Origin of the sequence: Rhizobium rhizogenes NBRC 13257, from assembly GCF_000696095.1 — a bacterium.
Lineage (GTDB): Bacteria > Pseudomonadota > Alphaproteobacteria > Rhizobiales > Rhizobiaceae > Rhizobium > Rhizobium rhizogenes.
This window is the reverse complement of sequence record NZ_BAYX01000003.1, coordinates 298,412-315,641: the sequence shown is the minus strand read 5'-3', so window position 1 is coordinate 315,641 and position 17,230 is coordinate 298,412. Positions and strand designations below refer to the sequence as shown.

At 61.3% G+C, this 17,230-nt stretch carries 15 protein-coding genes; 7 read left to right on the top strand and 8 right to left on the bottom strand.

Annotated elements, in window-relative coordinates; translation table 11 throughout:
• Nucleotides 1-26: 26 nt before the first annotated feature.
• The 7 genes from RRH01S_RS08370 to RRH01S_RS08340 form a co-directional block, all read right to left on the bottom strand.
• Nucleotides 27-1,766, bottom strand: a complete 1,740-nt coding sequence (locus RRH01S_RS08370) for a glycerol-3-phosphate dehydrogenase/oxidase (protein ID WP_037222100.1) — start codon at nt 1,764-1,766, stop codon at nt 27-29.
• Nucleotides 1,767-1,789: 23 nt separating this feature from the next.
• Nucleotides 1,790-3,319: an FGGY-family carbohydrate kinase gene (locus RRH01S_RS08365; RefSeq protein WP_037221995.1), complete on the bottom strand. Its 1,530-nt coding sequence runs from the start codon at nt 3,317-3,319 to the stop codon at nt 1,790-1,792.
• A 43-nt stretch (nt 3,320-3,362) separates the two neighbouring features.
• Nucleotides 3,363-4,205, bottom strand: a complete 843-nt coding sequence (locus RRH01S_RS08360; protein WP_042470887.1) for a DeoR/GlpR family DNA-binding transcription regulator — start codon at nt 4,203-4,205, stop codon at nt 3,363-3,365.
• 145 nt (nt 4,206-4,350) lie between these two features.
• Entirely contained in the window at nt 4,351-5,298 is a 948-nt protein-coding gene (locus RRH01S_RS08355; protein WP_007689334.1) for a D-ribose ABC transporter substrate-binding protein, read from the bottom strand.
• A gap of 114 nt (nt 5,299-5,412) precedes the next feature.
• The gene (locus tag RRH01S_RS08350) at nt 5,413-6,465 is read right to left on the bottom strand and encodes an ABC transporter permease (protein WP_042470880.1); all 1,053 of its coding nucleotides are present in this window, start codon (nt 6,463-6,465) and stop codon (nt 5,413-5,415) included.
• 22 nt (nt 6,466-6,487) lie between these two features.
• Nucleotides 6,488-8,032: a sugar ABC transporter ATP-binding protein gene (locus tag RRH01S_RS08345; RefSeq protein ID WP_034522379.1), complete on the bottom strand. Its 1,545-nt coding sequence runs from the start codon at nt 8,030-8,032 to the stop codon at nt 6,488-6,490.
• Nucleotides 8,029-8,685 (bottom strand): DUF2291 domain-containing protein, encoded by a 657-nt coding sequence (locus RRH01S_RS08340; protein WP_042471170.1) that lies wholly within the window; start codon nt 8,683-8,685, stop codon nt 8,029-8,031. Before RRH01S_RS08340 ends, RRH01S_RS08345 begins: the two co-directional genes overlap by 4 nt.
• Before the next feature lie 936 nt (nt 8,686-9,621).
• Between RRH01S_RS08340 and RRH01S_RS08335 the strand changes: the two genes are divergently transcribed.
• From RRH01S_RS08335 to derI, 7 genes are all read left to right on the top strand, one after another.
• Nucleotides 9,622-11,172, top strand: a complete 1,551-nt coding sequence (locus RRH01S_RS08335; RefSeq protein ID WP_042470877.1) for an FGGY-family carbohydrate kinase — start codon at nt 9,622-9,624, stop codon at nt 11,170-11,172.
• A gap of 66 nt (nt 11,173-11,238) precedes the next feature.
• Entirely contained in the window at nt 11,239-12,750 is a 1,512-nt protein-coding gene (locus RRH01S_RS08330) for a glycerol-3-phosphate dehydrogenase (RefSeq protein ID WP_034522383.1), read from the top strand.
• A gap of 29 nt (nt 12,751-12,779) precedes the next feature.
• Complete coding sequence (locus RRH01S_RS08325) at nt 12,780-13,712, top strand: sugar phosphate isomerase/epimerase family protein (RefSeq protein WP_042470873.1); 933 nt, start codon at nt 12,780-12,782, stop codon at nt 13,710-13,712.
• 62 nt (nt 13,713-13,774) lie between these two features.
• Entirely contained in the window at nt 13,775-14,713 is a 939-nt protein-coding gene (locus tag RRH01S_RS08320; RefSeq protein ID WP_012649303.1) for a sugar-binding transcriptional regulator, read from the top strand.
• A gap of 115 nt (nt 14,714-14,828) precedes the next feature.
• Entirely contained in the window at nt 14,829-15,593 is a 765-nt protein-coding gene (locus RRH01S_RS08315) for a DeoR/GlpR family DNA-binding transcription regulator (RefSeq protein WP_007689318.1), read from the top strand.
• Between the two features lie 8 nt (nt 15,594-15,601).
• Nucleotides 15,602-16,387 carry a triose-phosphate isomerase gene (locus RRH01S_RS08310; RefSeq protein WP_007689316.1) on the top strand — a complete coding sequence of 262 codons (786 nt, stop codon included), beginning with the start codon at nt 15,602-15,604 and terminating at the stop codon, nt 16,385-16,387.
• Entirely contained in the window at nt 16,384-16,839 is a 456-nt protein-coding gene (gene derI, locus RRH01S_RS08305; protein WP_007689314.1) for a D-erythrulose-4-phosphate isomerase, read from the top strand. The genes RRH01S_RS08310 and derI overlap by 4 nt, the downstream gene beginning before the upstream one ends.
• Nucleotides 16,840-16,949: 110 nt before the next feature.
• On the opposite strand, the gene RRH01S_RS08300 is transcribed toward derI, so the two are convergent.
• On the bottom strand, nt 16,950-17,189 hold the full coding sequence (locus RRH01S_RS08300; RefSeq protein ID WP_007689312.1) for a Blp family class II bacteriocin: 240 nt from the start codon (nt 17,187-17,189) through the stop codon (nt 16,950-16,952).
• Between the last annotated feature and the right edge of the window lie 41 nt (nt 17,190-17,230).

Below are 17,230 nucleotides of genomic sequence, written 5' to 3'. Positions count from 1 at the left end.
CGGCCGCAGCCAGAAGCCGGATCCGCTCAGATCCGCGCTTCCGCCGGCTGGCGCCCGGTCGTGTCGGACAAGCGCAGGCCGTGGAACTTCGCCAGCGATGTAACCACATCGTCGATCTCCGTCCGCAGCTTTTGCCCGTTCCATCCGAGGGCCGCACCGGCGATCATGGCGATCTGGCGCAGGCCTTCCATCGTCAACGCCCCTTCGATCGCAAGCGTCGTGCGGCGGAAGACGATGTCCGAGAGATGCACGACCATTTCCTGCCGCGTGATCCAGTCGATTTCCAGATGGCTATAGTGGGACGCGCCAGACAGGCGTTCCGTGTCGCTATAGGTTGATACACAGCCCAGGATCGCCGAAGCCGTGGTGCCGTAGCGCGCCAGAAGCTCTTCGACCCGTTTCGGGTCCACGCCGGTCTTTCCGGCGACCGCGCGCACCCACTCCGCTCTTGCAGCGGGATCAGCAGGGAAATTGCGTCCGCCGCCGATCGCCAATTGCTGCGTCGACTGGCTCCTGACGCGCTTAAAGCGCGCCAGAACGGTGTCAGCGACCTCCTCGGCGAAGCCTCGGAAGGTGGTCCACTTGCCGCCCACCAGCGAAATGATCGCAAACGGACGGCCTGGCTGCGGCTCCATCACCGGCGCGGAATGATCACGGCTGATCAGCCCCGGCGAAGAGGCGTCGGAGGCCGGCAGCGGGCGGATGCCGCTATAGGTATAGACCACCTGCTCCGGCCCGAAGCGAAGCCCCGGCAGAAGCGATCTCAGGCTTTCCAGGAAATATTCAAGTTCCGGCTCTTCACAGCGAACATTGTCGGGGTCGGCGCTCGGAATGTCCGTCGAGCCGACCAGCGCCAGGCCGAGATAGCCGTAGACCAGGCAAATGCGCCCGTCATCCGCTTCGAAATAGATCATATGGCCGTTCAGGCTGCGCACGAGCTCGGGATGATCAAGCAGAATATGCGACCCCTTCGTGCCGCCGATCAGGTGCGACGGCGCCCCGAGCGCTTCGTTGATATGGTCGATCCACGGGCCGCCGGCATTGACAACGAGCTTCGGCGTCACGGAAAAAGTGCCGTCGTCGGAGCGCCGGAAGGTCAGCGTTCCGTCCGATGACGAGATCAGCGTCGTGGAGTTCGCTGCAATCGCATTGCCGTTGGCCTCCAACCCATCCTTGATCAGCTCGTAGACGAGCCGCTCGGGACGGCTGATCTTGGCGTCATAATAGATGCCGCCGGCGACGATTTTCGGCGTGACATGCGGCATTTCCTTCAATGCCCGTTTCTTGAAGATGAACCTGTGGCGCGGCATGACGCGGCTGCGGGAGCCGAAGAAATCGTAAAGCGCGAGCCCGATCTTGATGAGAACGGCGCCGCGGCTTCTCGGCGCGGTGGTCGACCCCGTCAGCGTCCGGAGCGCCGCCCAGATGCCGCGCGTCCAGGAGAAGATCGGCACGAATGTCGGCAGCGCCTCGACGCAATGCGGCGCGTTCTTGAGAAGCAGATTGCGCTCCAGCGTCGACTGCGCCACCAGCCCGAACTCGCCCGTCTCCAGATATTTCAGGCCGCCGTGAATGAGCCGCGACGGCGCGGCGCTGGTGCCCGAGCCGAAATCGGACTTGTCGACGATGAGACAATTGACGCCCTGGACGGAGAGATCGCGAAACAGTCCGGCGCCATTGATGCCCGCACCGAGGATAACGACATCGATGTCCCCGTCCTTCAGTGTCGAAAGGCGCTGTTCCAGGTCGGCGGCGGTATCGGTCATGGCATGATTGTCCTGCTGCATGTCTAGTCTTGGGCTTCCGCCGGCACGAGGCTGCCGATCCTGGGCCAAAGCGGCGTCATCGCATCGGCAATTTCCCGGAAGACGTCATATCGGCGCCGATAATCGGCACTGCGGCTCGCATCGGGATGGCAGGTCTTCGCAATCGCGCCGACATCACGGGGATCGCTCTGCGGATCGGCGTAAAGACCGATGCCGGCGCCGGCACACAGCGCCGCACCCCAGGCCGCCGCCTCGTCCGTTTCGGTTACCGTCACCGGCATCCCGAGCACGTCGGCAAACATCTGGACAACAACCGGATTGCGAGAAATCCCGCCGGCAAGCCTCGCCTCGCTGAAGGAAAAGCCGTCGCTCAACGCGTCGACATGGATCTTGTGATTGAAGGCAATGCCCTCCAGCACGGCGCGCAGCATATCGCCGCGATCATGCCAGCCGCCGAGGCCGAAGAAGCCAGCACTCGCCGAGGCGCCATAGGGAGAGCCAAAGAGATAGGGGTGGAAGAGCGCCGTCGAGGGCCGGTTGAAGGCCGCTTCGATCTCGGGTGCGAGCAGCGCATGAATGGACTGTCCCGCCGACTCGGTACCCGCACGTTCGCCAGCGCAGAGTTTATCGAGAAACCAGTCATAATTCGCCGTCGATGCCGGTGAGATCGACATGTTGTTCCATTGGCCGGGCGCGATCGCATTGCGGCAGAACCACCGCTTGTCGACGCGCGGCTCCGAAGACAGCGTTTCATTGATCGAATAGGTCCCGGCAATCACCGCGACCACGCCGGACGCATAGCCCCCGGCACCCAGAGCCGATGCCGTGACATCGTGGAGCCCGGCAACCACCGGCGTTCCCTCGGCAAGGCCGGTTCGGATTGCGACAGCGCTGGTGACACGGCCGATGACTTCGTCGGAACGCGATGCAAGCGGAAGGGCGCCTTTGAGTTTATCGAGCCCGAAGAGCTTCAGTGCATCCTCAGAATAACCCTGGTCCTTGACGTTGGTGAAGGACGTGCTCGCCTCCGTCCGGTCGGTGCCGATCACGCCGGTCAGGCAGAAGCGCAGCCAATCCTTGCAGCTCAGGATATGGCCTATATCCGCGAAACGGGCGGGCTCCTTCTCCTTGATCCAGGCGAGAAGCGCCGAAGGCGCGGAGACATGCGGAAGCTGACCGGTGAGGTTGAGGGCCTCATCCGCGACCGGGCTTTCCAGCCAGCGGTCGACAATAGCGCCTGCCCGGCTGTCCAGCGACAGGATGGCGCGGCCGAGCGGCTTGCTCGACCGGTCGAGCAGATAGATGCCATCGCCATGGGCCGTTGCCGCGATCGCCTGGATGTCGCTCGCCGGACGCCCGCTGAGGCTGATCGCCTCCGCGATCGCATCGGCGGTGGCGATCCAGAGTTCATCCATGTCCCGCTCGATATGGCGGGCCTTGGGCATGAATTGCGTCACCCGCCGCCGCGCCACGGCAAGCTGTGTGCCGTCGACATCGAAAATGACGGCCTTGGTGACGGTGAGACCGCTATCGATTCCGAGCAGACTCGGCATTCTGATTACTCCGACTGATAGAAGGGCCGCTCAGGCTTTGCCCTCATGACCGATCTCCGTCGCTCCTGGCGACGACCACATTGATATTCTTGTTTCGCATCCGATCGAGATGATCGGCCGGCGTCTTCTCATCGACGATGACCACATCGAACTCGCTCAAGGCCGCAAAGCTGTGCAAAGCGCGCCGCTCGAATTTCGTGTGATCGGTGAGAAGAATACGTTTGGCGGCGCTATCGAACATCGCCCGCTTGATATCGACGATTTCCGGGGACTGATGAAAGACGATGTCATCGGTGATGGCGGACATGGAGATGAAGGCGACATCCGCCCTGAGCCTGTTGATCTCATTGATCGTCATGCGCCCCATGAAGGCATTGCACCAATTGTAGTACTGGCCGCCGAGAGCCAGAAGCGTGACGTCATGCATGTCCTTCAGCGCGTTCATCAGCGTCAGCGAATTGGTGATCGCGGTCAGCGGAACCTTGGCCGGTAGATTCGCCGCCATTTGCAGCACGGTGGTGGAATCGTCGAGGAAGATCGCCTGCCCCGGCTCGACGAACTGCATCGCCGCTGTGGCAATCATCTTCTTTTCCGCCGACTGGCGGTTCGCGCGATAGACGTCGCTCGATTCGATCAGGCTGGTGGCCGCCGCCGTAACGATGCCGCGCGTCTTTCGGAAAAGCCCTCGGCTCACCAGTTCGTCGACGTCGCGGTGCGCCGTCATCAGGCTGATGCCGAAGCGATCGGTGAGATCCTCGATGCGCATGGAGCCCTCCGCCATCACGGCTTCGGCGATCATCTGCCGGCGGGCGAGTTGGCGGCTATGCCGGCTGTCGCTTGGCAGTTCGTCGGACAGGAATGCTCCGATATTCGTCTTCTGTGTCACTGTGGCCTCTGATGCTGACTCTGGGGGTATCAGCTTCGTACTGCGAATGCCGAGCGAAGGCAAAAAGTGGAGATGGAACAATCCTTTGCTACATCTGCGAAACGGCAAATGATGGGGGACGCCGCTTTCGGCGTCCCCCGCCTTGTTATTGGGACAGAACGAACGGGCCCGTGTACTTGTCGACATTGTCCTTCGTGATCAGCAGGCAATCGAAGAGCTGCTTTTCACTCGAGGCACCGGTCTTGCCGGTCTTGATGAAGCTATCGGCCTGCTTGACCGCCTCTTCCGAGAAGACGGCAACCGGCTGAAGAACCGTGTACTGAAGTTCACCAGCCTTGATGGCGGCGACTGCATCCGGAGAACCATCGAAGCCGCCGACCTTGATGTTGGCAAGCTTGCCGGCTTCCTTCAGTGCTGCGATTGCACCGAGTGCCATTTCGTCATTGCCGGAGATCACGCCGATGATATCCGGATGGGCCTGCAGCATGGACTGCATCTTGTTGTGGCCCTGGGTACGGTCCCAGTTGGCAACTTCCTTTGCGACCTTCTGCAGATCCGGATACTGCGTCAGCACCGTTTCATAACCGTTGGAACGGGTTGCAGCATTGTTGTCAGAGGGAGCGCCGAACAGTTCGGCATACTTGCCCTTGTCGCCAACGGCTTCCACCCATTGCTGCGCACCGATTGCTGCACCCTGGGCGTTGTTGGAGACGAGCTGCGCCTTGGCGAGACCTTCCTGGTTGATCTCGGCATTGACCAGGAAGACCGGGATACCGGCAGCCACGGCCTTTTTCACCGCACCGACCGAACCATCGGCATTTGCCGGATCGAGGATGATGGCAACCGACTTGTTGGTGATCGCGGTGTCGATCAGGTTGCTCTCGGTGTTGGTGTCGCCCTTATGGGCGCTGACCGAGGCGGTATAGCCGAGCTTTTCGGCTGTTGCCTTGGCGACATTGCCTTCCGTCAGCCAATAGGGGTTGGACGGATCGTTGACGATGATCGTCATCTGGCCGGCTGCCCAGGCGGAGCTTGCGAAGATCGGGGCAACGGCAACAGCCGCCAGAATTAAGCGCATGCCTTTCTTAAACATAGTCTCTCTCCCTTTTTGATGAGCTCTGATGTTACCGGCGAACCGGTCGTGCTTTCCGCAATCGGCTGGCTGTTCGAACCAGATCCGCCGTCGTGGACAAGTTTAGTTCGACCGTCAGCTCGCTTTGACCCGACGTCCGTATTGAATGCTGTTCATAAGGACCGCCAGAACGATCACGGCGCCGGTGAAGACGGTCTGCCAATAGGCGGACACACCGATGATCACGAGACCGTCCGAAAGGAAGCCGATGACGAAGGCGCCGAGCATGGTGCCGCGCACTGTGCCGCGTCCGCCGGTGAGCGCCGCCCCACCGATGACGACGGCTGCGATCGCCGTCAATTCATAGGTGGTGCCGGCGGTCGGGCCAGCCGAGGTAAGCTGCGAGGACAGGACCAGACCGGCGATTGCGGCGCAGACGCCGGAAAACACGTAGACGAGGATCTTGACGCGCTTGACCGGTACGCCCGAAAGATCCGCCGCGCGCTCGTTGCCGCCGGAAGCATAGAGCCAGCGGCCGAAGGCGGTCTTGCTCAACACCAGGCCACAGATGATCGCCAGGGCCGCAAGCACGATGACGCCGATCGGGATGCCGGCCAGGCGGTTGAAGCCCAGCCAGTCAAAACCGGTATTGCTAAGCTCTGGACGGCCACCGAGATTGTTGTAGGTAAGGCCGTTGGTCATCAACAGCGCGATGCCGCGCGCGACATAGAGCACGCCGAGCGAGGCGACGAAGGCCGGAACCTTCAGGTAGGCGATGAGCACGCCGTTCACCGCGCCGACGATGGCGCCGACGGCGCAGGTGATGACGACAACAGCCCAGACCGGCGGATAGAGGATGACGCCGAAGCTCGAGAGCGTGACGCCCTGCATCAGGAAGCCGGCGATGCAGCCGGCAAGGCCGAGTGTCGAGCCGACCGAGAGATCGATGCCGCCATTGAGGATCACCAGCAGCATGCCGATTGCCAGGATGCCGAAAATCGCGACATGCGAGGCCATGGTCAGGAAGTTGCTGAGCGAGAAATAATAGGGCGACAGGAAGGAGAAGACCGCGATGATGACGATCAGCGCGAAGAAGGCGCGACCTTCCAGGATCAACCGCACGAGACTGAAGTTCCGCCGCTGGCCGTTCGAAATGGTTTTCTTCTCAGTGATATTCGTGACTGACATAATCAGTGCTCCATGAATGCGGCTAGTGCGCGACCACTGCTTCGCCAGAGGCGGCCATGATCTTTTCTTTGGTGACGTCGGGACCGAATTCGGCGGATATCTTGCCGCGGTGCATGACGATGATGCGATGGGCGATGCTGAGGCATTCGGCGACTTCCGACGTCGAATAGATCACCGCCAGGCCCTGCTTGGCGCGTTCGGCGAGCAGCTTGAACACTTCCGCCTTGGCGCCGATATCGATGCCGCGGCTCGGTTCGTCGAGCAGGATGACCTGAGGGTTGGTGGCAAGCATCTTGCCGATGACGACCTTTTGCTGGTTACCGCCCGAAAGCGAACCGATCACAGCCTCGCCGCCATCGGTCTTGATGTGGACCTTGCGGATCGATTCACCCACCAGTTCCCGTTCGCGTCCGCCGGAGGTGAAGAGCCCTTTGGTGAAGGCGCCGATGCTGGCGAGCGACAGATTGGCGCCGACCGTCATGGTCTGGACGAGGCCATCGCGCTGACGATCCTCCGGCACCAGGACGAGGCCATTGGTAATGCGGCCAGCGATGCTGAGACGCGCAACGTCGCGACCGCCGAGCAGAACCCGGCCGCCGCTCGATCGCAGGCGTCCGGCGACACATTCGAGCAGTTCGGTGCGGCCAGCGCCCATCAGGCCATAGATGCAGACGATTTCGCCCTCACGGACCTGCAGCGACATATGGTCGACCGCGTTATAGGCAGCGCCCGAGGGGCCGGGGACAGTCAGATTGTCGATGGTCAGCGCGACATCGCCGATGATGTGACCGGTGGGTGGGCTTCCGAGATCGAAATTATCGCCGACCATGTTGCGCACGATCCATTCGAGATCGATGTCCTTGCGCTCGGCATAGGCGGTCATGGCGCCGTCGCGCAGCACGACGGCGTGATTGGTGATCTGCAACGCTTCTTCGAGATGATGGGAAATATAGACGATCGACACGCCGCGGCCCGTCAGGTCGCGGATGACCTTGAAGAGAACCTCCACTTCGGTGGCGCTCAGCGCCGAGGTCGGCTCGTCCATGATCAGGATGCGCGAATTGACCGAAAGCGCACGGGCGATCTCGACGATCTGCTGCTGGCCGAGGCGCAGATCCTCCACCAGGGTCAGCGGGTCGATGTGCTCTTCCAGTTCCTCCATGAGGGCGCGCGTCTGGCGCTCCTCCTCGGCGAAATCGACGACGCCGCCCTTGATGATCTCGCGACCCATGAAGATGTTGTCGCGGACGCTGAGATTGGGCGCGAGGCTCAATTCCTGATGGATGATGGAAATCCCGCAAGCCCGCGCATGCGTGGACGAATAAAACGCAATCGGGCTGCCATCGAGGACAATCTCGCCACCGGTCGGCTGGACGACGCCGGATAGAATTTTCATCAGCGTCGACTTGCCCGCCCCATTCTCGCCGAACAAAGTGGTGACCTGGCCGCGATGGATGTCGAAATTCACGCCCTTCAGGGCATGAACATTGCCGTAGGATTTGCTGATGTTGCGGGCGGCAAGAACAACCTCGCCGTTTGCGCCCTGATTCTGCGCCGCCTCAATCATTTGACATCGACCTTGACGGGAGTGACGAGCCAGTTCTTCGGGTTGATGAGCTTGAAGACACCGACGACGGTCGCGGTCTTGCCCGTCAGCGTCTCGGCATCGAAGCCCGAGAGGACAGCCTTCTTCATCTCGTTGTTGATCGCCGAACCGGCATCCTGATACTCGATCTGATTGGTGAACTGGCCGAACTGGATGGCGCCGGAGGCGTCGCGCAGGTCGGTGCCGTTGATCGCCGGACCGGTCTGGACGCGGACGGTGACGTCGGCCGGCAGTCCATCGACCTTGATCTCGTTATAGTTGGCCTTGCGGGCGCCGAAAGTGCCGGAGAGGGAGACAGGCACGACCGCGCCGGTGCTCGTCGCCACGCCGTATTTCTCACCCGCCGCCTTTTTATCGGCAATGATGGCGCCCGACAGCGTCGCGGCATCGACCGCGCGCTTCTCGACATCCGCCTGGATCTTCGGGAATTCCTGGGCACCAAAGGTTTCGGGCGAGAAGGACTGCTCGCGCACGTCATGCGCGGAACCGATCTTCACCACCTTTGTATCGGCGGCAATCGCGCCGATGACGATCACGGCCGCCGCAACGCTCGCCAGTATCGTGAGCCTTGTGCCGCCGGATTTGAAAGCTGCGTATTCCGTCTGTGTATTCATATTCGAAAGACCTTCGGCGCTTTTGGCCGGATTGCCCGTTTGCTGGAAAGAAAGGAGGACGGCGCGGGTGCGATCTCGATGAAAATCTATCGGCGACCCGGCCGAGCATCGCGTATGGAAACGCATAAGGGCTGCCCGAAGCGCTGCCGGCGCAAGACCAAACCATGGCCTGGGAAGAGAGTGTTCATAGGAGCCTCCTCAGTGCAGGCGCTCGTTTCCTCCGCCACCTGCCGTCGCCGTACCACCCAATCCACACGGATAATGATATAAGCGCGTTATTAACTTCGCAATCTATGTTATAATTTAACAGTCCTGTCAACAGGCCTCTATCGCTCCGGAATTTCATTTTGCGGCTGCCGGCTCAGTAGGAGAGCACTTCACAAAACTCCAGCTGGCAACCACTGAAGGCGCCAACCTCGGGAAGAGCGGTCTTGCGGATCGAAAATCGCGTAAAATCAATCGCGATTAAGCCATTGAATGTTCATGGTTTTAAAAAATCGATTGCGGACCGAGCAATCAGCTACATCTTGATCGCGATATTCTTGCGATCGCGGCCGCACGCCATGCGCCGGCAACGATCTACCTGCCTCCCCGAGGTTGACACCGCTTATTTTATATGAAAAAAATTACATTGCTAGAAAAATATTACACATCTATGATATCTCTATGTTATAATTTAAAGATGATCTGAGCGCGTGAATCGGGACGGCTCGCCTGCCCGGAATGAAGAGTGCTCTGAGAGCGTGAGCGGTGGGGGTAGAATGGCGTGGATGACGGGAGCCCGACGCATGGGGTCTGACAATCGCACCATGGTGAACGTCCGCCCGATCTCGACCGAATGTCTGTCCGATGTCGATCTGGGAGGGAGGAGCAGAATGTTTTTGACGGATGCATCGCACGCGAGGGCTTGCCACATCGCGGCAGGACTGATCCACGATGTCTAAGAGCGACAAGATCATCATCGGCATCGACGCGGGAACCTCGGTCCTGAAAGCCGTGGCTTTCGAGCTGCCCGGCCGCCAGATCGCGTCGGCATCGGCGCGCAATCACTATGCGATGGGCGAAGACGGCTCCGCCACGCAATCTCTCAGCCGCACCTGGGCCGATTGCGTCAGTGCCTTGCGGGGCTTGAGCGACAAGGTGCCAAATCTTGCCGGCCGCACCGCCGCTATCGCCGTGACGGGTCAAGGGGATGGGACCTGGCTCGTCGGCTCCGGCAATGCACCGGTCGGCGATGCCTGGCTTTGGCTCGACGCCCGCGCCGCTGCGACCGTGACTCGTCTCGGCGGCCACCCCGAGAGCCGTGCACGCTTCGAGGCAACGGGCACTGGCCTCAGCACCTGCCAGCAAGGCGCGCAGCTTGCCCATATGGATCGCTTCACGCCGGAGGCCCTCGATCGGGCCGAGACGGCGCTGCATTGCAAGGACTGGCTCTATCTCAACCTCACCGGCGTTCGGGCGACCGATCCGTCGGAAGCAAGCTTCACCTTCGGCAATTTTCGCACCCGCCAGTATGATCCCGTCGTCATCGACACGCTCGGGCTCAACCATCGGCGATCCCTTTTGCCCGAGATCATTGAGGGAACGGAGATCACCCACCCGCTATCGCCCGACGCGGCGATGGCAACGGGATTACTGGCCGGCACGCCTGTCTGCCTCGGCTATGTCGATATGGTGATGACCGCGCTCGGCGCCGGCGTTCGCAGCGGTGGCGAAAACGCGGCTTGCTCGACCATCGGATCGACGGGCGTGCACATGCGCGCAAAACCGGTATCCGATGTCCAGCTCAATGCCGAGGGAACGGGCTATGTGATCGCCCTGCCCATCCCCGGCATCGTCACGCAGGTCCAAACGAACATGGGCGCGACGATCAATATCGACTGGATCCTGCAGGTCGCCGCCGAACTGATGTCGGAGGCGGGTAAGCCAGTCGCGCCTTCGGATCTCATCTCGCGGATCGACGCCTGGTTTGGCGAGAGCAAGCCGGGGGCGCTGCTCTATCACCCCTATATTTCCGAGGCGGGAGAGCGCGGCCCCTTCGTCAATGCCCATGCACGCGCCGGCTTTACCGGCCTTTCAACGCGGCACGGCTTTGCGGACATGCTGCGGGCCGTCGTCGAGGGGCTCGGCATGGCGACCCGTGACTGTTACGCCGCCATGGGCAGCATGCCCGCCGAATTGCGGATCACCGGAGGTGCAGCACGCTCGCGTGCGCTGCGCGGCTCCCTGTCGGCCGCCGTCAACGCGCCTGTCCGAGTCTCACGCCGCGAGGAAGCGGGAGCAGCCGGCGTCGCCATGATGGCGGCGGTCGCCATCGGCGCCTATTCGAATATGGACGACTGCATCGCCGAATGGGTGACGCCGCTGCTCGGCGACGCCGAGGCACCGGATGCCGACCAGGCTCGCCGCTATGACCGATTGTTCTCAGCCTACGTACAGGTTCGGCAGGCGATCGCGCCTGCCTGGGACACGCTCGTCGCGCCCTGAGCGGCGAGCGTGCGCCCGTTAAAGCAAATGACGTGACGATGCAGGAAGCATCCCAAGGAGCATGAAATGACTGAATCCGAAATCTTGGATCTCTTCGTGATCGGCGGCGGCATCAATGGCGCCGGGATCGCGCGCGATGCCGCGGGTCGGGGCCTTTCCGTCATGCTGTGCGAAAAGGGCGATCTGGCCGAGGGAACCTCGTCGCGCTCCGGGAAACTCGTGCATGGCGGCCTGCGCTATCTCGAATATTACGAATTCCGCCTGGTCCGCGAGGCGCTGATCGAGCGCGAAGTGCTGCTGAATTCCGCAAGCCACATCATCTGGCCAATGCGCTTCGTTCTGCCGCATAGCCCGACGGATCGCCCAGCCTGGCTCGTTCGTCTCGGCCTTTTCCTCTACGACCATCTCGGCGGCCGCAAGCGGCTGCCCGGCACGCGCTCGCTCGACCTTCGCCGCGATCCGGAAGGCGCACCCATCCTCGACCAATATACCAAGGGCTTCGAATATTCCGACTGCTGGGTCGATGATGCGCGGCTTGTCCTGCTCAATGCGCTTGATGCCGCCGGCAAGGGTGCGCAGATCCTGACACGCACGGCCTGCGTCAGCGCACGACGCGAAGAGGGCTGTTGGGTCGTCCAGATGCGCGATCAGCGGTCCGGCGAGCTGCGCACCGTGCGGGCGCGGGTGCTGGTGAATGCCGCTGGCCCATGGGTCAACGACATCATCGGCCGCGTTGCCGGCTCCAACAGCCGCCGCAATGTCAGGCTCGTCAAGGGCAGCCACATCATCGTTCCGAAATTCTGGAGCGGGCAGCAGGCCTATCTGGTCCAGAACCACGACAAGCGTGTCATCTTCATCAATCCCTATGAGGGCGATATGGCCCTGATCGGCACGACCGACATTCCCTATGACGGCAAGCCGGAAGAGGTGAAGGCCGACGAGCAGGAAATCGACTATCTGATTTCCGCCGTGAACCGCTACTTCAAGGAGAAGCTGCGCCGCTCCGACGTGATCGAAAGCTTCTCCGGCGTTCGCCCGCTGTTCGATGACGGCCAGGGCAATCCCTCGGCGGTCACTCGCGACTATGTCTTCGATCTCGACGAGACCGCTGGTGCGCCCCTCCTCAACGTCTTCGGCGGCAAGATCACCACCTTCCGCAAGCTTTCCGAACACGCCTTGCAGAAGCTCGCCAAGTTCTTCCCGAAGATGGGCGGCGACTGGACGCGCGCGGCGGCGCTGCCGGGCGGCGATATTGCGAATGCCGACTACATCGCCTTTTCCGACAACCTGCGCAGCGCCTATCCGTGGATGCCGCGCCAGCTCGTGAACCATTACGGCCACCTTTACGGTGCGCGAACCAAATTGGTCGTTGGCGACGCCACATCGCTTGCCGACCTCGGGCGTCATTTCGGCGGCAATCTCTATGAGGCCGAGGCCCGCTATCTCGCAGCTTCCGAATGGGCGCAGTCGGCGGAGGACGTTCTCATGCGGCGCACCAAGGAAGGACTGCATATGACGGCGCAGGAAAAAGCGAATTTCTCGGCCTGGTTCGAGAGCGAACTGGCGCTCGCCGCCTGAACCATCCGCCCTTCAAGGAGCAGACCTCTATGCCGTTGACGCTTTCCCTCAACACCAATCCGCTGGTGAACCGCTTCGCCGATCCCGACGACCTGATCGAAATGGTGGCGCGGGACCTCAATATCCGCGATCTCCAGCTGACGCACGAGTTCATCAATCCGAGCTGGCAGGCGCCCGTCATCCGTCGCCTCACCCGGACGATGCAGGCAGCCCTTCGGCGCACCGGCGTTCGCGTGACATCCGGCATGACCGGGCCTTACGGCCGCCTGAACCATTTCGGCCATCCAGATGCCGACGTCCGGCGCTATTATGTCGACTGGTTCAAGACCTTCGCCGACATCACCGCCGATCTCGGCGGCCATTCGGTCGGCACGCAATTCGCGATCTTCACCTACAAGGACTATGACGATCCGGCCCGGCGCGAGGAACTGATCAAGATCGCCATCGATTGCTGGGCTGAGGTGGCCGAGCATGCCAAGTCGGCGGGTCTTTCCTACGTCTTCTGGGAGCCTATGAGCATCGGGCGCGAATTCGGCGAGACCATCGACGCCTGCCTGAAGCTGCAATCCCGCCTGACGGCTGCCAATCTCGCCGTGCCGATGTGGATGATGGCGGATATCGATCATGGCGACGTCACCTCGACCAATCCCGATGACTACGACCCCTATGCCTGGGCGCGCGCGGTTCCGAAGATTTCCCCGATCATTCACATCAAGCAGAGCCTGATGGACAAGGGAGGTCACCGGCCGTTCACGGCGGAGTTCAACGCCAAGGGCCGCATCCAGCCTGCTCCCCTGCTCGCAGCCTTTGCCGAAGGCGGCGCACAGGACAATGAAATCTGCCTCGAACTGTCCTTCAAGGAGCGTGAGCCCAACGACCGTCAGGTCATCTCGCAGATTGCCGAGAGCATCGCTTTCTGGGCACCGCATATCGACACCGGCATTGACGACTTGCATATCTAGCCGCAAGCGTCGATCAAGCTGTCTTGCGGTAGATGCATGAGCGAATGGAAAAGGGACGATCGATGACGGATGCCGACGAGTCGCTTGCGGTGCGCGCAGCCTGGCTACACTATGCTGGCGGCCTTACCCAGTCCGAAGTCGCCAAGCGCCTGGGCGTACCCTCGGTGAAGGCACATCGTCTGATCGCAAGGGCCGTTGCCGACGGCGTCGTCAAGGTCACCATCGATGGCGATATCGTCGAATGCGTCGAGCTCGAAACAAAGCTCGCAGCAAGATTCGGCCTGCAATATTGCGAGGTCGCTCCCGATCTCGGCGAAGAGGGTTTCGAGTTTCGCGCCCTGGGACAAGCCGGCGCCAGCTTCCTGCGTCGGGAAGTCGAAAGCGGCAAGCACAAGATTATCGGTTTGGGGCACGGTCGAACGCTGTCTTCCGCCGTTCATCACATGTCGCGCGTCAATGCCAAGGGGGTGCGCTTCGTCTCGCTGCTCGGCGGACTGACACGGAATTATGCGGCCAACCCTTATGACGTGATGCATCGCATCGCAGAAAAGACAGGGACGCAGGCCTATGTGATGCCGGTGCCGTTCTTCGCCAACACAAGGGAGGACCGCGACGTGCTACTGGCGCAGCGTGGCGTGAAGGAAGTCTTCGACCTCGCCAACAATGCCGAACTCAAGCTTGTCGGTCTCGGTACCGTCGATATCGACGCCCAACTCGTCCTGTCGGGCATGGTGGAGCCGCGCGAGATCAAGGAGATCGCCGCCATGGGTGGGATCGGCGAAATCCTCGGGCATTTCTTCGATGCCGACGGACGCATCCTGGAAACGATGCTGTCAGCCAGAACTCTTTCCGCCTCTTTACCTCGATCGAAGAAGGAAAAGCTCGTCGCCCTGTCCGGCGGCCTGCCGAAAGTGGACGCCATCCGCGCGGTCCTCAACAGCCACTGTCTTTATGGGTTGATCACTGACGAGCACACGGCGCAGGCACTGCTGAAGAGCTGAACTCACCACAATCAAGAAACATAAATTCATCTCAACATAACAATCTTTATGTTGAATTATGTGATATTAATGTTATGTTTGATACGTTCAATCCTGCCCAAGACCGGAGCGCAAGGTGAAACGGGAAGAGCGTCAACAATCGATCATCAACCTGCTGGTGGAGCACAAGACCGTCGACCTCGACGACCTGGCCGATCGTTTCGTCGTGTCGAAGATGACCATTCACCGCGATCTGGACGATCTCGAACAGGCCGGCGTCCTGCGCAAGGTTCGCGGCGGGGCGACGATCGACGCCGGCACGCAGTTCGAAAGCGATTTCCGTTTCCGCGAGCGCCAGGGGCATGAGGAAAAGCTCGCCATGGCGCGCGCCGCGCTCGAACTTGTCGAGCCCGGCATGACGGTCATGGTCAACGACGGCTCGATGGCGGCCGTCCTCGGAGAAATGCTGCTCCAGAAGCGGCCCCTGACGCTGATCACCAACAATGCTGCGATCATCGACCGGCTGAAGAACGAAAGCGGCATTACCCTCATCGCGCTCGGTGGCATCTATTCCGCCAAGTTCAATGCCTTCCTAGGCGTGGTGACAGAAGAGGCGCTGTTTCGCCTGCGCGCCGATATCGCCTTCGTCTCGACGCCGGCCGTGTCCGGCGGGCTCGTCTATCATATGGACGACAACATCGTGCGAACGAAACGGGCGATGATTGCCTCTGCGGCCAAGACCTGCCTGCTGGTCAGTCACCAGCGCATCGGCCACACCGCCCTGCATGTGATGGCTGATCTCTCAGATTTCGACGCGGTCATCACCGATCGTGCCCCCGACGCCGCCATTCTCGAACAATTGAGCCGTGACGGCATCACTCTCACCATTGCCTCGACCTAGGATCTGAAATGACAGCATCACCGCGCTACTGGATTGGCACCAGCTGGAAAATGAACAAGACGCTGGCGGAAGCCCGCGGCTTCGCCGAGGCGTTGCGGGACGCGGATGCCCTGCGCGACCCCGCGATCCAGCGCTTCATCATCCCGCCATTCACCGCTGTCCGCGAGGTCAAGTCGATCCTGTCGGACACCTCGGTCAAAGTTGGCGCGCAAAACATGCATTGGGCCGATCAGGGTGCATGGACAGGCGAAGTCTCTCCTCTGATGCTGAGGGATTGCAATCTCGATATCGTCGAGCTTGGCCACTCCGAGCGCCGCGAACATTTCGGCGAGACCAATGAGACCGTCGGCCTGAAGACCGAGGCGGCCGTCCGCCATGGCCTGATCCCACTCATCTGCATCGGCGAGACGTTGAGCGACCGGGAAAGCGGCCGCGCTGCGGAAATCCTGAGCGAACAGGTTGTCGGCGCGCTCTCCAAACTCTCCGGCTCCCAGAAACAAGCTCAAATACTGCTCGCCTACGAACCTGTTTGGGCCATCGGCGAGAAGGGCATTCCCGCCGAGCCCTCCTATGCCGATGCTCGCCAGGCCGAGATCATTGCCGTCGCCGAGAAGGTGCTTGGCCGCCGGATTCCGTGCCTCTACGGCGGATCGGTCAATCCCGACAATTGCGAAGAACTCATCTCATGCCCGCATATCGACGGGCTTTTCATCGGCCGTTCGGCCTGGAATGTCGAAGGTTACCTCGACATTCTCGCCAAATGCGCCGCCAAACTTAGAGGAGACACGAAATGAAACTTGCCATCGCAGGAGACAGCGCAGGCGAAGGCCTTGCAAAGGTTCTCGCCGATCATCTGAAGGACCGTTACGACGTGAGCGAAGTTTCGCGCACGGACGCCGGCCCGGACGCATTCTATGCAAACCTTGCCGACCGTGTCGCCTCGGGCGTCATCGACGGCACCTACGACAAGGCCATCCTCGTCTGCGGCACCGGCATCGGCGTCAGCATCTCGGCCAACAAGGTGCCGGGCATTCGCGCGGCGCTGACCCACGACACCTATTCGGCGGAGCGCGCCGCGCTCTCCAACAATGCGCAGATCATCACCATGGGCGCCCGCGTCATCGGCACCGAACTTGCCAAGGCGATTGCCGACGCTTTCCTAGCGCAGACCTTCGATACGAACGGCCGCTCGGCCGGCAATGTGAAGGCCATCGACGAAGTCGACGCAAAATATAACGCGCGCTGAGGTTTGCGAACAAACAGCAAATGGTCGCTCCAGTCGCAAGATTGGCGACCTTTGAAATAAAAGACCGGCAGCTGGAAACCAGCTGCCGGAATTCATCCGACTAAGCCGGATTAAGCGGCGAACGAGCTGTCAAAGCTGAACGAGCCGGAGGCGTTGCTGAAGGAGAACGTCCCAGCCTTCTGCACGACTTCTGCCGGCAGCGTTGCCGAGAAGGTGCCCGAGCGGCTGCCGAAGGTGTAGCTGCCGCTGACGGCGCCGTCGGCGCCAATGGTGACCGTCGAAGCGACCGTGGAAGCGCCGCCGCTGACGAGATCGAGCATGTCGGCATTGATTTCAGTGATGTTGCTCATGTTAGTCTCCTATTGGGTTAGGTTTGAGAGGTTGACCGGGA

Bases quoted from the DNA above. Each gene is read 5' to 3' on its own strand.
- RRH01S_RS08370 (WP_037222100.1), bottom strand. From the start codon at position 1,766: ATGACCGATACCGCCGCCGACCTGGAACAGCGCCTTTCGACACTGAAG.
- RRH01S_RS08365 (WP_037221995.1), bottom strand. From the start codon at position 3,319: ATGCCGAGTCTGCTCGGAATCGATAGCGGTCTCACCGTCACCAAGGCC.
- RRH01S_RS08355 (WP_007689334.1), bottom strand. From the start codon at position 5,298: ATGTTTAAGAAAGGCATGCGCTTAATTCTGGCGGCTGTTGCCGTTGCC.
- RRH01S_RS08350 (WP_042470880.1), bottom strand. From the start codon at position 6,465: ATGTCAGTCACGAATATCACTGAGAAGAAAACCATTTCGAACGGCCAG.
- RRH01S_RS08345 (WP_034522379.1), bottom strand. From the start codon at position 8,032: ATGATTGAGGCGGCGCAGAATCAGGGCGCAAACGGCGAGGTTGTTCTT.
- RRH01S_RS08340 (WP_042471170.1), bottom strand. From the start codon at position 8,685: ATGAATACACAGACGGAATACGCAGCTTTCAAATCCGGCGGCACAAGG.
- RRH01S_RS08335 (WP_042470877.1), top strand. From the start codon at position 9,622: ATGTCTAAGAGCGACAAGATCATCATCGGCATCGACGCGGGAACCTCG.
- RRH01S_RS08330 (WP_034522383.1), top strand. From the start codon at position 11,239: ATGACTGAATCCGAAATCTTGGATCTCTTCGTGATCGGCGGCGGCATC.
- RRH01S_RS08325 (WP_042470873.1), top strand. From the start codon at position 12,780: ATGCCGTTGACGCTTTCCCTCAACACCAATCCGCTGGTGAACCGCTTC.
- RRH01S_RS08320 (WP_012649303.1), top strand. From the start codon at position 13,775: ATGACGGATGCCGACGAGTCGCTTGCGGTGCGCGCAGCCTGGCTACAC.
- RRH01S_RS08310 (WP_007689316.1), top strand. From the start codon at position 15,602: ATGACAGCATCACCGCGCTACTGGATTGGCACCAGCTGGAAAATGAAC.
- derI (WP_007689314.1), top strand. From the start codon at position 16,384: ATGAAACTTGCCATCGCAGGAGACAGCGCAGGCGAAGGCCTTGCAAAG.
- RRH01S_RS08300 (WP_007689312.1), bottom strand. From the start codon at position 17,189: ATGAGCAACATCACTGAAATCAATGCCGACATGCTCGATCTCGTCAGC.